A 14,582-nucleotide genomic window follows, 5' to 3' on the forward strand; every position below is an offset into this window, starting at 1 on the left:
ACTGATCAGGATTCCCTCATGTTTCCGTCAAATGGGACCGTTATGACCTGCCGGAACAAGTGTTCCCGGCAGAGTGGCGCAACAGAAGGCCCATCTGGTAACTTGTACTTAGTTCAATTTGTCATGCTGGGGAAGTTGTCTGTCCAACGACCTTATTCCTGGCCAACTACCCCTTCCTGGAGGATCCCATGAACATCCTGACCCTTGTAAGACAAGTTCCGGACGCGGAAGCCCGCGTGAAGATCAATGCTCAGGCAGTGGACCTGGAAGGCACCACCCTGGTGATCGACGGCATGGACGAATACGGTGTCGAAGAAGCCCTGCGCCTGCGCGAGAGCGGGGTCGCCGTGGAACAGGTCATCGCGCTGGCGGTCGGCCCCAAACGGGTCGAGGACGCGCTGCGCACGGCACTGGCCATGGGCGTGGACCGTGCCATTCACGTGGAAACCAGTGAGCGTCTGGATCCGGTGGCCCTGAGCCGCATCGTGGCCCAGGTCGCGCAGGCGGAGAATATCAGGATGATTCTGGTGGGCGGCCAGGAAGCTGACTGGGACTCGCAGGCGCTGGGTGCTGCCACCGCCGAACGCCTGGGCTGGCCACAACTCACCTGGACCAACGAGCTGAAGGTCGAAGGCGATACCCTGACAGGCCGGCACGATGTGGACGACGGTAACGAAAGCTTCCGCGCCACCCTTCCGGCAGTCGTCACCACCCAGCAGGGCCTCAACGAGCCGCGTTATCCCACGCTGCCCAACATCATGAAGGCCAAGAAAAAGGAGCTGCGCAAGGACGACCTCTCGCAGTACGGTGCCCAGCCCACCGTGCGGTATGTCAACGCCGAGATCCAGACCCGTGCCCGGCGCAACCACATGATCGACGGCAAGGACCCCCAGGCCGCTGCGGCACAGCTGCTGGAACTGCTGCGCAACGAAGCCAAGGTCCTGTCTTAAGGCGCGTTTCCCCTCCCAATCTCCACAGTCTTACAAGGAGTCCAGATGATTCTTATTGTTGCTGAACACGCCGGGGGCAAACTCGGCAAGTCCACCCTGGAAATGGTCACCGCCGCACGCGAGAGTGGCCGCGAAGGACCTATCACGCTGCTGGTGCTGGGCAGTGGCGTGGCCGATGTGGCCAATGCCGGCGCCGCCTATGCCGATCAGGTGCTGGTCGCGGACCTGCCTGAGCTGGCAGGCTACAACGCCGAACTCTGGGCCGCTGCCACCGCACAGATCGCACAGGAAGGCGAAGCAAGCACGGTGATGATCGGCGGCAGCCGCTCGGGCCGTGAATACGCGCCCAGGGTCGCTGTCAAGCTCGACGCGCCGTACCTGGAAGACGCCATCCGGCTCACCAGCAATGGCACCGCCCTGCAGGCCCAGCGCTATACCTATCTGGCCCGCGTCACGGAAACCGTCGAGGCCGAGGGACCCGTGATCGTGGTGACGGTCAAGCCAGGCTCCTTTGCCCCCGCACAGGCGGCGGCAGCCGGCGAGCAGTACGACGTGGAACTTACCCTGCCCACCCCCCGCGTGGAGGTCACCGGTAAGAGCGTGGAAAAGTCCAGCCGCGTGGCCCTGACCGAGGCCGACGTGATCGTGACAGGTGGCCGCGGCGTGGGCAGTCCCGAGAATTTCGCCAGCTATGTCGAGGGTCTGGCAGACGCCATCGGCGCAGGCGTGGGCGCAACCCGCGCCGTGGTAGATGCCGGCTGGCGTCCCTACGCCGAGCAGGTGGGCCAGACCGGCAAGACCGTGCAGCCCGGCGCCTACATCGCCCTGGGTGTCAGCGGAGCGGTTCAGCACCTGTCCGGCATGGGCAAGAGCAAGCACATCATTGCCATCAACAAGGACGCTGAAGCCCCGATCTTCAAGGTTGCCGATTACGGCATTGTCGGTGACGTTAACCAGATCGTCCCAGCGCTGATCGAAGAAGCACGCAAGTAGAACGCGGTCCTGGCTGAGCAGCGCCGCCCCATTTCAGGGCGGCGCGTTCTGTTTGTGAGCTCAGGGGCGCCCTCGGCTTCAGCGTTTTTTGACACTTTGCAGGTCAGCCCGCGCACTATCCCACACTGAAGCATGACGCCCCAGACCCCTGAAGCTCCCCCCTGCGTGATCGTGACTGGGGCAGCACGTGGCATCGGGCGGGCTATCGCGGAGTTGTACGCCGAGCGCGGTGCCCGGGTGCTGAGCGTGGACCTGACCCTGCCGCCGCCCCTGCGTGGCCAACGGCGGGTACGGGCAGATATCAGTACCTCCAGTGGCCGCGAACGCATCGGCCGCTCCGCACGGGAGATGGGAGGCGTGAACGTCCTGGTCAACAACGCGGCTTTTCAGGGAGCGCACGGAGGCGTACTGGAAGTGAGTGAGCGCGGCTGGGCCCGGACACTCAGCGTGAACCTGACCGCTCCACTCCTACTGACACGCACCCTGATTGACCTGATGCCCCTCGGAAGCGCGGTGGTCAACGTCGCCAGTGTGCAGGGCCTTTTTGCCGAACAGAACAACGCCGCATACAACGCCAGCAAGGGCGGCCTGGTCAACCTGACCCGTGCAATGGCCTTGGACCTCGCCTCTCATGGCATCCGGGTGAACGCCGTGGCACCTGGGGCCATCAGTACCGAGGGCGTCCTGCAGGCCATCCAGGACAGTTCTGATCCGGGCAGCACGCGTCAGGATTATGAGGATCTGCATGCCCTGCGGCGTCTGGGCACCCCCCGGGAAGTGGCGCAGGTGGTGTACTTCCTGGGCAGTGATGAGTCAAGCTTTATGACCGGCGCGATTGTTCCCGTGGACGGCGGCATGACCGCCAGCTTCATGATGGCAGGACGACCGGTCTGATCTACGGTCAGGGCAACGGGAAAACATGGGAGCCGCCAGGAGAGGGACTACCTTCCTGGCGGCGCATGAACGCACTTCCTGCCGTTACAGCAGTCTTTCGCGGCGCCAGGACAGCAGAGCCACGATCAGCGTGAAGGCGACCATGCTCAGCACGGGAATGGTAATAACACTGTTCAGCCCTGCCAGTGCGCCACTGCCCCACAGCGGCCACGGGATATTGCAGGCCACGGTGGTGGGATCCGGAGCACAGGCCTTCAGGGTCGGAATCCAGCCCCAGTCCTCGGCATTCTGAATCAGGGCTATAACCCAGCCAGTCGCTGCCAGGGGCAAGGCATACAGCCGGATCCCGGTGTCTCCACGCAGCGCTGCAATGCCTAACCAGAGGGCCAGCGGATACATGCAGATACGCTGGTACCAGCACAGAACGCAGGGCTTGAAGCCCAGAACATTGCTGAGGTACAGGCTGCCCAGCGTGGCGATCAGGGCCACCACCCAGGCGGCGTAGATCCGATTGTCAGGGGAAGACAGCACCTTAGTTGCTGGCGTCCTCAATGGCCTTGCTGACATCGGCCAGCAGGTAGCTGCTCTGGCCCCGGGCATTTATGACTTCCCTGCCATTCACAAACACGGTCGGGGTGTGGTCCACACGGGCATCCTCGACCACTTTCTTCTCCGCATCGACATAGGCAGCAGTGGCGTCACTGTTCAGGCAGGTCGCAAACTTCGAGGTGTCCAGGCCCTCGACGTTGCCGGCGAGTTCCCTGAGGCGGGTCTTGGTAGCCCAGACCGTGCCCTCATCCCCCTGCGCACGGAAAAGAATGCTTTTGAAGCTGCCAAACGCCTCGTTACCGCCATGATCGTACACACAGCGGGCCGCCTGAGCTGCCAGCCTGCTGTCGTCGGTCGGCAGACGGCGAGCCTCAGCCAGAAACGGCCACACCACGGTATACAGTTTGGCTTTGCCGGTCTGCACGTATTTGCTGGTTAGCTCCGGAGCAATGGTCTCTTCAAAGGTCTTGCACACCGGGCATTTGAAGTCCTCGATCACGACCACGTTAACGGGAGCATCCTCCCGCCCGGCGTAGGGCACGTTGGCTAGATTAAAATCCGCCGTCAGGCCCGCACCCGGCGCCGGCTTGCCACGAACAGCAACCAGGGCTAGTCCGATCAGGAGCGCAGCCAGCAACGTCCCGACGACCAGCATGGTTCGGTTGGGGTTACTTCCCTGAAGTCTCGTCATTTGTCGTGGAGTTTACCGCCTGTCTGTCGGGAACCGTGTCCCGGACACGTTCCTCGCGGCTGGCCCCGGTGCCGTGTTCAGCCGCTGCCAGAAGCTGGACCCGCTGTTTATTCAGGGCCCGCACTGCACGCCGGCGCATCATGATGCCGATAACCTGACGGACAAAGCTGAATGCCAGCCCGGCCAGCATGGCCAGAATGGCAGTGCGCTGGAATTCCACATTGGCCGGCAGGGTCAGCTGCGGATCGATGCGAGGGCCGAAGCGGGCTGTGACCAGCAGGGTCCCGGCAAACAGCAGGCCCCCGAAGGGCAGGACGAACGGTCCCCCTGAATGCTTGATCAGCAACAGACCCATCAGTGGACCGGCCACCAGCGGGACGATCACCGGCCACTGAGGAGGAGCTCCACCAGGCGCCAGGAAGGCCAGACCCCCCAGGAGCAGGCCCAGATATCCGAACCAGCCTCCGAGTTCATCGGCCAGAATGACCAGCAGCACCCACGTGAACAGCATCACCGGCCACTGACCGGGAGCCCACATCAGGAAAGCCAGGATGCCCAGCAGGGTCAGGCCGGTGAAAACCCGCATAAAGTCCAGGAACCGGCCGCGGTTGCGGGTCTCAGCGGTCATGACGGCCGTCAAGCGCCCGCTGCCTTCTTGGTGCGGGGTTTGCGGGCCGGTGCCGCAAGAACCGGCTCAGGTTCTGCCGGACTGGCAGGCACGATGCCCGGAACGCGGCGTAGATACTCGCCGGTATAGCTGGTGGGGTGCGCGGCCAGTTCCTCAGGGGTGCCGATGGCCACCACCTGTCCGCCACGCACGCCACCTTCTGGTCCAAGATCAATCAGGTGGTCGGCGCACTTCATCACGTCAAGATTATGTTCGATGATGACCAGGGTGTTGCCACCCTCTGCCAGGCGCTGCAGCACCACCATCAGCTTGCGCACGTCCTCGAAGTGCAGCCCTGTGGTCGGCTCGTCGAGAATGTAGATGGTTTTTCCGGTCGCCCGGCGCGCGAGCTCGGAAGCCAGCTTGATGCGCTGCGCTTCCCCGCCCGAGAGGGTGGTGCTTGGCTGCCCGATCCGCATGTAGCCCAGACCCACGTCACACAGCAGTTGCATCTTTTTCTGAATGGCGGGAATGGCCTCAAAGAAACTCTCGGCGTCCTCCACAGTCAGATCCAGCACGTCAGCGATGGTCTTGCCGTTGTACTTGACCTCCAATGTCTCGCGGTTGTATCGCGCGCCCTTGCAGACCTCGCACGGCACGTAGATATCGGGCAGGAAGTTCATCTCGATCTTCATGACCCCGTCGCCCTTGCAGTGCTCACAGCGGCCACCTTTCACGTTGAAGGAGAACCTCCCGGCCTGGTATCCGCGCCGGCGGGCTTCCGGGGTACGCGTAAACAGGTCGCGGATCTCGGTGAACACCCCCGTGTAGGTGGCCGGGTTGCTGCGTGGCGTGCGCCCGATGGGTGACTGGTCGATCTCGATGACCTTGTCTAGGTGCTCCATGCCCTCGATGCGGTCACAGCGGCCTGGAGTGGTCTTGGCACCGTTGAGTTCCCGGGCCAGCGTGGCGTGCAGGATGTCGTGGATCAGGGTGCTCTTGCCGCTGCCCGAGGGCCCGGTGACCACGGTCATGGTGCCCAGCGGAATCTCGATGCTGACGTCCTGCAGGTTGTGCTCGGTGGCGCCCAGAACCCTGAGCCGCTTGCCGTTGCCCCGGCGGCGCTCGGTGGGAACCTCGATCTTCAGCTCGCCGCGCAGGTAGCGCCCGGTCAGGCTGCCCTTGTTCTTCTTGACCTGCTGGGGCGTGCCGACCGCCACGACCTCACCTCCGTGGACGCCAGCACCCGGACCCATGTCCACCAGATAGTCGGCTTCCATCATGGTGTCTTCGTCGTGCTCCACGACCAGCAGGGTATTTCCCAGGTCACGCAGGTGCTTCAGGGTGCCGATCAGACGGTGATTGTCCTTGGGGTGCAGGCCGATGCTGGGCTCGTCGAGGACATACAGCACGCCGGTCAGGCCGGAGCCGACCTGGGTGGCCAGCCGGATGCGCTGCGCCTCTCCCCCACTCAGGGTGTTGGCCGTCCGGTCCAGGCTCAGGTAGTCCAGGCCCACGTCTACCAGGAACTTCAGCCGGGTGCGGATGGCCCTGAGGATCGGGGCGGCGACGGCGCTGCCGAAGGCGTTCAGGGCGTACTCGTAGTGCCGGGGGCCGTGCGCCCGTGCGGTACCGCCCAGGTGCCTCTTCAGGTGCGGAGCAATGCCGTCGTGGTTGAGCAGGCCGTCTTGCAACCGACCAAAGTATGCATCCGCGTCCAGCACGCTCATGCCGCTGGTCTGGGAGATGTTGAGCCCCCCTACCCTGACGGCCAGGATCTCGGGCTTGTAGCGGGTGCCGCCGCAGGTGGGGCAGGGCTGGAGTTCCATCAGCTCTTCGAGCTTTTCGCGCATGTATTCGGACTCGGTATCCGCGTAGCGCCTTTCGAGGTTGGGAATCACACCCTCGAACTCGGTCATGAAGCGCATGGTTTCCTTGCCGTTGCGGCGGTAGACCACCTCAAAGGGCTTGCCCGGGCCGTGCAGCACGGCCTTCTGGGCCGATGCCGGCAGGTCGCGCCAGGGGGTCTTGACGCTGAAGCCCAGGTGTTCGGCCAGGGCCTGCAGCTTGTCCCAGTAGTAGATGCCGCCGCCGGTGCCCTTCTTGCTCCAGGGCAGGATGGCTCCCTCAGCGATGGAGAGCTTGTCGTCGATCACGATGTCGGGGCTGAACTTCTGCTTGCTGCCCAGCCCCGCGCAGTCCCCGCACGCCCCGTAGGGCGAGTTGAACGAGAAGGACCGGGGTTCGAGTTCTTCGAGCACGCTGCCGTGCTCAGGGCAGGCGAACTTCTCGGAGTACAGCTCCTCGTGGGCGCCCCCATCCTCTGCGGCGTCAGGCATCAGGACCCGCAACAGGCCCTCGCCCCGGCGCAGGCCAAGTTCCACACTTTCGGCAATACGGGTGCGGTCGGAATCGCGCAGCGTCAGACGGTCGATCACCACGTCCACGTCATGCTTCTCGAACTTTTCGAGCTTGAGCTTCTCGGCTTCTTCCAGCTCGTACAGAGTGCCATCCACCCGCACCCGGGCAAAGCCCTCCCGGCGCAGGTCCGCAAACAGCTTGCGGTACTCGCCCTTACGGCCACGCACCATCGGCGCGAGCAGAATGGCCCGTTTGTCGCCGTAGCCACCCAGCAGCCGGTCGGTGATCTCCGTGGGGCTCTGCTTCTCGATCTTGCGGCCACACACGGGGCAGTACGGTGTACCGACCCGGGCGTACAGCAACCGAAGGTAGTCGTGGATCTCGGTCACCGTCCCCACTGTCGAGCGCGGGTTGTGGCTGGTGGTTTTCTGGTCGATCGAGATGGCCGGCGACAGGCCGGTGATGCTCTCCACATCCGGCTTTTCCATCAGGCCAAGGAACTGCCGGGCATAGGCCGACAGACTTTCCACATAGCGGCGCTGACCCTCGGCGTAGATAGTGTCGAAAGCCAGAGTGCTCTTGCCGCTGCCCGACACTCCGGTGATGACCACGAACTGGTCACGGGGAAGCTCGACAGTGATGTTCTTGAGGTTATGTTCGCGTGCGCCGCGCACGATCAGGTTGTTCTGCAAGTCAGCCACTCCTTGAACGCGGCCAGCACAGCAAAACCAGCCGCCCTAGGTTACGTTGCGTGCGTAAGGCAGGGCCCCCGCTCTGAAACGAGACAGTCTAGCAGGGCAAGACGGCAGACGGCTACAGGCACAGGCGTATGGGTTGATTAACGTCGCGTGGAGCACCTTCCACGCAGCGTTATGGCCCCTGCGTGCTGCAAAGGTCGAAGTCTCCCTCGGGCACCCAGAATCCCAGACTGCGCCCTCTCACCCATACGCCCCGAACTGACCATTTCCGCTGGCCGCTGCTCCTGACAGCTCTGCCGGCGAGGCTGACTTTCCCTAGGACCTCAGGCCTGTTTTCTCAGCAGGATACTTTTCAGATACAGGCTTTCCGGAACGCTCAGCAGGTGCGGGTGGTCGGCGGGCTGGTACGTAACGGCGACCACTTCAGCGTCCGTGTCGGCCTCGGCGGCCGCCACCCGGGCTGCGTCCAGCAGGTCGTCCACGCGGATGTAGTGGGCGCAGGTGCTGATCAGGAGGTGCCCGCCATCTTCGAGCATGCGCAGGGACCGCGCCGCGCCGTCGGTAAAGATGCGTTTGGCCCTGGGCACATCGTCGCGGCGTTTGGCCAGGGTCGGCGGATCAAGCACCACTGTGCTGAACTTCCGCTTCTCCTTTTCCAGGCCAGCAAGCTGCTCCAGGGCGTCCCCCCAGCGCACCCCGACATTCAGACCGTTGGCACGGGCGGCTCCCTCCAGGGCACCCAGCGCCACCTGATCCTTGTCCACCGCCACTGCCCTGGCCCCCTGTTTCGCCGCATGCAGGCTGAACCCCCCGGTATACGAATACACATCCAGGAAGCCGGCTCCCGGACGAACAAGCGTTCGCATCAGGCGGCGGTTGTCGCGCTGATCCAGGAAGAATCCTGTCTTCTGGGCGTCCATCGGGGAAAAGTGCAGGTTCAGGTCGTCTTCAAAAAACTCCACCCTGTCCGGCAGGTTCCCCCAGAGGACACCCGTCTGCAGATCCAGGCCTTCCCTGCGGCGCTCGCCCGTGTCGCTGCGCTCGTAGGCGGCCACAGCGCCAGTGGTTTCACGTAGCGCTTTCACAATCAGCTCGCGGTGGCGTTCTACCCCGGCATTTCTCAGCTGCACACTCAGCACGTCCCCGAACTGGTCAGCGATAACCCCAGGAAAGCCGTCTGCTTCGGCATGCAGCACGCGCACCCCGTTCGTGTTCAGAATGCGTCCGTCGCGGCGGGACCGCGCAGCCTTAAGACGGGTACGGTAGAACGCCAGGTCGACCTCCTCCTTCTGCCAGGTCAGCATGCGCAGCGGCGTCGCGCCCTGTGGATTGAAGTATCCGCGCCCCAGGAATGCGCCTCCCTGGGCCTGCACGGTCACGACCTCACCCGGTGTGATCCCGGAGTCTGCGTCAGCGATATCGCCGGAATGTCCGAAGGGATAGCGGCCCGCAATGCGCCGCACCGCCTGGGGTTGAATGGTGACGGTCGGGGACTTCTTCATCTGAGCAGGCTACCTCACCGGCTGCTGCGCACCTGGTAACCAGCAGTCAGAGTTTGGGACAGTCATAGGCCAGCAGGGATCTGGCCGGTACCACGCATTTTTCCTGTGAGACAGCATTCAGGTCTGATGCTGTTCCCTGAAGTCTGGGCCTCCGGCTGGCCCCAGGATGTATGACGACACTCTGAAGACACTCCGGTTCGAATATTTGTAGCCTGAGTATGTTCCCACAGAAGCTGACGATGAAACTGTTTTATGACGTACGGTTCAGGAGGTTGACCATCCATGAAAAAAGCACTGTTTCTGGCTCCATTTGCCCTGAGTCTCGCCGCGTGCGGAATTATCCCTACACCCCCAGTGGCGATCCCGGACGCTGAAATTCCTCTGTCGGCCAGCCTGACCACATCCGACCAGGTGGTCTACCTGAATCAGAATGCGCTGAGTGGAGCGAGCCTGCCTTCAGTGCTCCAGGGCCTGACCATTCGCGGCAACGCCCTGTACGTGAACAAGGGAGGCACCCTGAAAAGCGTGCGGCTCTATGTTCGCTCTGCACTTCCCACCAGTGGCTGCACGGTGATTGCCAACACTGCCTACGTGTGCCCGGCTGCCGGCGAAAGCGCCCAGGCCATCGGTACGGTGACCCTGAGCGCCAATACCAACATGCCATTTACGCTGCAGGGCCCGGCGCTAGATGACGCTGCCAAAAAGGGAACAGGCTATTTCGGCGTGCAGGTGCTTGAAGGCCGCCCTCTGGATACCGAGAGCATCCGGCTGACCAACATGAAAGCCCAGGCCAGACTTTAAGGCTGTCTGCACTCCACAGCCAGCGCACCGGCAATCAGCGCACAGTCTGCCGGTGCGCTGGCTTTAGTCTGTAGGCGTGAACCCACTACGTCGCCTGTCCGGGCTCGTCCTGGTGCTGGGCATGGCGTCGGCCAGCCCGGCGTCCGACCTCTTTTCTGCCGCTACAAATGCCGTCAAGCGCGATTACTACGGCTGGGCCACCTCGGACTTCGGAGCACTGACCAGAGAGTACGAGGCCATCCTCGCCGAACGCTGCGCACCCCAGGGCGACAACTGTGACTACGGCACGGGACGGGCCGTGCTGACTGACCTGTTCAAGGCATTCGGTGATGCCCATACCAACGTCCGTGACCCGGAGGGTGCGCAGCGGCTCAACGAGGTGACGCAGGACAAGGCGGTTTCCCGCACCGGCGTGCGGGTGGTGCGCGTCGAAGGTGGTTTGCTGGTCGCCTCGGTGATGCCAGGCAGCCCGGCCCACGCAGCCGGACTGCGGCGCCTGGACCTGCTGCCCACCGTCAATGGAGAGGCGGCCGGCAAGCGGGGGACCGAAAACGCCCCCGTAGGACCGATCGAGTTTGTTCGCCTGGAACGTGCCGGCCAGCCGGTCCGGGTGACCCTTCGCAGGGCCGGTGAACCCGAGCGTGAACTGCTGCTCCCTACTGCTGTCCTGAAGGCGCGCGACGTGGCGACACTGAGTTGGGTGGGCAGCGACGGCAAAACGGCCCTTATCGACCTGCCCACCTTTCTGTCCAGCGATTCCTCAGAACTGTTTCTTGCCAAATTGAAAGAAGCCCAGGCCGCGGGCGCCCGCCGGCTGATCGTGGACCTCCGCTTCAACTCAGGGGGCAGTCTGACCGAGTGTGTGGCGGCAGCCAGTACCTTTAATCCGGTCCGCTACAAGTCCCAGTTTCAGGTGGGCAGCTACACCTATGTCGGAGTGAACGGCCAGAGCGTCGGGGCGATGGGCCGGGTCAACACCCCTGCCAACGCCCGCATCTGGAATGGACCGGTGGCCGTCCTGGTCGGGCCCAACACCGCTTCGTGTGCCGAGGTGTTCTCGTTCTTCGCCCAAAAAGCCGGCGCGGTGACCGTGGGGGAATTGACGCGTGGTGTCGGCAACAGCGGCGTGCTGTTCTTTCCGCTGCCGGACGGCGGCGTGGTATCGGTGACAGTACTCAAGGCCTTCACCGCCGACGGTCAGCCGCTGCCCGACCGGGTGACCCCACTGGTGCTGGCCCCGACCGACGTGGCCCTGCTCAGCGCCGAGGGTCGGGACTCTACACTTGAAGCCGCTCTGACGGCCCTGGACGCCAAGGAAGCCACGGGCCGCTAAGGCGACGCCCGGTATACCAGAGTCAGCGAACCCAGCGCCGCATCAGGGTCGTGAGCCGCTCAGGCGTGACGTTGCGGTACTCACGGCCATCGACCCGGACAAACGGCGCGTCTTCGGGCAGAACACCCTGGCCGCACTGGCACAGTGCAAGCTCGACGTTTCCGTCAGCGGTCACCATGCCTGGACTGATGCGCAGGGCCGTCCATACGGCGTCCAGCAGATCTTCGCGCTGATCGATACTCAGGTGTTCGGTACAGATTTCCAGACGGGTCACGGACAAAGCAGGGCCTCCTCATGGCCGGAATACAGCCGGAACATCCTAGCGGATGAAGACAGAGTGACCGCACAGTTGCCCTCCGACCCGCAGACCTGAGGCGTAATCCATTCTTGGGATAACAGGCAGGCTCCCGCATGCAACGGGAGCCTGTTCCGATCAGCGTGTCCGGGGTTGCCTCAGTGCGGCTGACGATCGGTAGGGTGCAGATCCACCGGGCGACCACGGCGCAGGCGCAGATTGAGCAGTTCCACGGCGATCGCAAAGCCCATGGCAAAGTAGGTATAGCCCTTGGGAATCTTGAAGCCGAAACCGTCGGCAATCAGGTTCACTCCGATCAGCAGCAAAAAGGCCAGGGCCAGCATTTTGACCGTGGGATGGGCCTGCACAAAGCCACTGATCGGACCGGCAGCCACCAGCATGATCAGCACTGTAACCACCACAGCCGAGACCATCACACCGATATCGTCAGCCATGCCGACCGCCGTGATTACCGAATCCAGACTGAACACAATGTCCAGGACCATGATCTGCCCGATGATGGCCGCGAAGTTGGCCCCGACACGCCCCCCTGCCGTCGGTGTGTGGTGCTCGGGACCTTCGAGCTGCTCGTGCATCTCGGTGACGGCCTTATAAAGCAGAAACAGACCCCCACCGATAAGGATCAGGTCGCGCCCCGAAAAACCCATACCGAACAGGGTAAACAGGTCGTCCTTGAGGCGGTAGATCCAGGTGATGGAAAACAGCAGGCCCAGGCGCATCAGCATGGCTCCCATCAGTCCGATGGTGCGGGCACGCGCCTGCTGCTCGGGCGGCAGCTTGGCCGCCAGGATGGAGATGAAAATAACGTTGTCGATGCCCAGGACAATTTCCAGGAGCAGCAGGGTGCCGAATGCCAGCCAGGCTTCAGGTTGAGTAATCCAGGAAAACAGTGATTCCACGAATGCACACTCCAGTGAAATATGAGTGGGAGGCACTTTCATGCCTTCCGGTGTAGGTACAGCTGAAGAAGAGGCACCCCAGCAGATCGGGACGTGCTACAGGTCAGGCTCCGGAAAAGATTGTGCAACGATTATGCGGGGCAGACAAAAACCTTCTATCCGACTTGCATAAATTTGCTCAGCGGGGTGCGGCTCCGTCCAGGTACACCGCCAGCAGGGCCCGGGCCGTCTGCTGGGGTTCGGGGGGTACAGGACCCGACACCAGCGGATACGAGATGGCCAGAAATGCTCTTGCCAGAACCGGAGGCGGCAGGTCAGCGCGAAGCTCTCCACGTGAGGCGGCCTCCTCGAACAGGGCGGCCAGACCACCCATCCACACGCGTCGGTACTCGCCTTCGAACGCGGCCCGGCGTTCCGGCGAGACATGGCGCAGTTCGCTGGCCAGTTGCAGGCCGACACGCTGCTCGGGAGCGCTGGCCACCAGTTCGCCAACGAGAGTCTCGAGCTGGGCCCGGATGCCCTGCTGGGCAGAAGCGTGGGCCACCAGGCGGCCCAGGCCGGCCAGTGCGCCGTCCAGCATGGCCAGGAACAGGGCTTCCTTGTCGGCGTAGTGGTGATACAGGGCCGGTTTGGTCACGCCCACCGCTTCTGCCACCTCACGCATGCTGACGCCGTGGTATCCGCTGGCCACGAACAGCCGCGCCGCCTCCTGCTGAATACGCGCGCGGGTGCTGTCAGGGGCGGAGCTGTACGGGGTCGAAACGGTCACGTCCTCATGATACTCGGGCCTCATGTCGACCGGGGAGGGCGCCGCGGTCCAGCCTGTCGGCGCACCTTCCCTTCAGCCCTGCCGCCCCGTTCCAGGCAGGGCCTGAGCGTCTGCTGTGCTGCCGGGTGCTCCAGTTTTGTTATCGGTGGCATGTGATGAGCCACCTGAAGGGCTGGAACGCCGGGGCATCCTCTCAGCGCGACACCACGGTTTTGGCCCTGGTGGCAGACCAGGCCGCGTGCCGCCAGGCTGGATGTCAGACTGGCACGATGTGGACCGAACACGAGATCCGGGTCAACGGCGTGCGCCTGCACTACGTGGAGGCAGGACCAGCAGCGGGGCCCCTGGTGGTGCTCCTGCACGGCTTCCCGGAATACTGGCGGGCCTGGGAACATCAGATCGGCCCGCTGGCACGCGCGGGCTTCCGCGTGGTGGCCCCCGACATGCGAGGCTACAACCTCAGTGAAAAGCCTCAGGACATCGAGGCATACCGGGTCCAGACCCTCCAGGAGGACATCGCGAAGCTGATCCGTGCACTTGGTGCCGGTCGCGCACATGTGGTCGGCCACGACTGGGGAGGCATTGTGGCGTGGCAGCTGGCAATTCGACAGCCGGAGGCCGTGGACCGACTGGTTATCCTGAACGCGCCACATCCGGGCGCTGCACGCAGGGGCATGAAACACCCGGAGCAGCTCAAACGGTCGTGGTACGTGTATCTGTTTCAGCTGCCTGTACTGCCGGAACTGCTCCTGGAACGTTTCGGGCGCTGGGCGCTGCGGGGGACCCGGCAGGACGCGTTCACGCCGCAGGACATGCGGCTGTACCGTACAGCGTGGAGGCAGCCCGGGGCGGCGCGCGGCATGGTCAACTATTACCGGGCCCTGCGGCGTTGCGGCACGCGCCACGGCCTGAGCCGTCAGCCGGACAACGAGAAGGTCGACTCACCCACCCTGGTCATCTGGGGTCAGCGCGACGCGGCCCTGATCCCAGAGATGGCCGAGGCACAGCCCTGGGTAAGGGACATGCGTCTGGTCCGTCTGCCCCGGGCCAGTCACTGGGTCATGCGTGATGAGCCCGTTAAGGTGAACAACCTGCTGATCGACTTTCTGCAGGCTCAGACCTGAGAGGAACAGTCAGGAGCAGGCCTGGCGCAGTTCCCCGAATGGCACCACCAAGAAAACAGACTCTCGGCAGCGCCATAGTGCATTCTGTCCGGTAA

Annotated in this window: 14 protein-coding genes; 6 read left to right on the forward strand and 8 right to left on the reverse strand. The window is 63.6% G+C overall.

Annotated elements, in window-relative coordinates:
* Positions 1–188: 188 nt before the first annotated feature.
* From IEY49_RS06580 to IEY49_RS06590, 3 genes are all read left to right on the forward strand, one after another.
* Positions 189–950 (forward strand): electron transfer flavoprotein subunit beta/FixA family protein, encoded by a 762-nt coding sequence (locus IEY49_RS06580; RefSeq protein WP_189005711.1) that lies wholly within the window; start codon positions 189–191, stop codon positions 948–950.
* A 45-nt stretch (positions 951–995) separates the two neighbouring features.
* Positions 996–1,943, forward strand: coding sequence for an electron transfer flavoprotein subunit alpha/FixB family protein (locus IEY49_RS06585; protein ID WP_189005713.1), 948 nt, complete (start codon positions 996–998; stop codon positions 1,941–1,943).
* Between the two features lie 132 nt (positions 1,944–2,075).
* Positions 2,076–2,837, forward strand: coding sequence for an SDR family NAD(P)-dependent oxidoreductase (locus IEY49_RS06590; protein WP_189005715.1), 762 nt, complete (start codon positions 2,076–2,078; stop codon positions 2,835–2,837).
* 84 nt (positions 2,838–2,921) lie between these two features.
* On the opposite strand, the gene IEY49_RS06595 is transcribed toward IEY49_RS06590, so the two are convergent.
* The 5 genes from IEY49_RS06595 to IEY49_RS06615 form a co-directional block, all read right to left on the reverse strand.
* Positions 2,922–3,368: a disulfide bond formation protein B gene (locus IEY49_RS06595; protein ID WP_229780673.1), complete on the reverse strand. Its 447-nt coding sequence runs from the start codon at positions 3,366–3,368 to the stop codon at positions 2,922–2,924.
* A gap of 1 nt (position 3,369) precedes the next feature.
* Complete coding sequence (locus IEY49_RS06600) at positions 3,370–4,077, reverse strand: DsbA family protein (protein ID WP_189005719.1); 708 nt, start codon at positions 4,075–4,077, stop codon at positions 3,370–3,372.
* Complete coding sequence (locus IEY49_RS06605; protein WP_229780674.1) at positions 4,055–4,705, reverse strand: hypothetical protein; 651 nt, start codon at positions 4,703–4,705, stop codon at positions 4,055–4,057. The genes IEY49_RS06600 and IEY49_RS06605 overlap by 23 nt, the downstream gene beginning before the upstream one ends.
* Positions 4,706–4,713: 8 nt before the next feature.
* On the reverse strand, positions 4,714–7,737 hold the full coding sequence (gene uvrA, locus IEY49_RS06610; RefSeq protein WP_189005721.1) for an excinuclease ABC subunit UvrA: 3,024 nt from the start codon (positions 7,735–7,737) through the stop codon (positions 4,714–4,716).
* A gap of 329 nt (positions 7,738–8,066) precedes the next feature.
* On the reverse strand, positions 8,067–9,245 hold the full coding sequence (locus IEY49_RS06615) for a class I SAM-dependent rRNA methyltransferase (protein WP_189005723.1): 1,179 nt from the start codon (positions 9,243–9,245) through the stop codon (positions 8,067–8,069).
* Positions 9,246–9,527: 282 nt separating this feature from the next.
* Here IEY49_RS06615 and IEY49_RS06620 point away from each other — a divergent pair, with 282 nt between their 5' ends.
* Together IEY49_RS06620 and IEY49_RS06625 are read left to right on the forward strand one after the other, a co-directional pair.
* Positions 9,528–10,046, forward strand: coding sequence for a hypothetical protein (locus tag IEY49_RS06620; protein WP_189005725.1), 519 nt, complete (start codon positions 9,528–9,530; stop codon positions 10,044–10,046).
* A gap of 76 nt (positions 10,047–10,122) precedes the next feature.
* Entirely contained in the window at positions 10,123–11,379 is a 1,257-nt protein-coding gene (locus IEY49_RS06625) for a S41 family peptidase (protein ID WP_229780675.1), read from the forward strand.
* Between the two features lie 22 nt (positions 11,380–11,401).
* Here the strand turns inward: IEY49_RS06625 and IEY49_RS06630 are convergent, their stop codons facing one another.
* The 3 genes from IEY49_RS06630 to IEY49_RS06640 all read right to left on the reverse strand — a co-directional run bounded on the left by IEY49_RS06630 (position 11,402) and on the right by IEY49_RS06640 (position 13,363).
* Complete coding sequence (locus IEY49_RS06630) at positions 11,402–11,653, reverse strand: NAD(P)H-dependent oxidoreductase subunit E (protein WP_229780676.1); 252 nt, start codon at positions 11,651–11,653, stop codon at positions 11,402–11,404.
* A gap of 179 nt (positions 11,654–11,832) precedes the next feature.
* Positions 11,833–12,636 (reverse strand): TerC family protein, encoded by an 804-nt coding sequence (locus IEY49_RS06635; protein WP_189005729.1) that lies wholly within the window; start codon positions 12,634–12,636, stop codon positions 11,833–11,835.
* A 136-nt stretch (positions 12,637–12,772) separates the two neighbouring features.
* Positions 12,773–13,363, reverse strand: a complete 591-nt coding sequence (locus IEY49_RS06640; protein ID WP_229780677.1) for a TetR/AcrR family transcriptional regulator — start codon at positions 13,361–13,363, stop codon at positions 12,773–12,775.
* 269 nt (positions 13,364–13,632) lie between these two features.
* Here IEY49_RS06640 and IEY49_RS06645 point away from each other — a divergent pair, with 269 nt between their 5' ends.
* On the forward strand, positions 13,633–14,487 hold the full coding sequence (locus tag IEY49_RS06645) for an alpha/beta fold hydrolase (protein WP_189005831.1): 855 nt from the start codon (positions 13,633–13,635) through the stop codon (positions 14,485–14,487).
* Positions 14,488–14,582: the final 95 nt, after the last annotated feature.

The sequence above is a fragment of the Deinococcus malanensis genome (genome assembly GCF_014647655.1).
In the GTDB taxonomy this organism is placed as follows: Bacteria; Deinococcota; Deinococci; order Deinococcales; family Deinococcaceae; genus Deinococcus; species Deinococcus malanensis.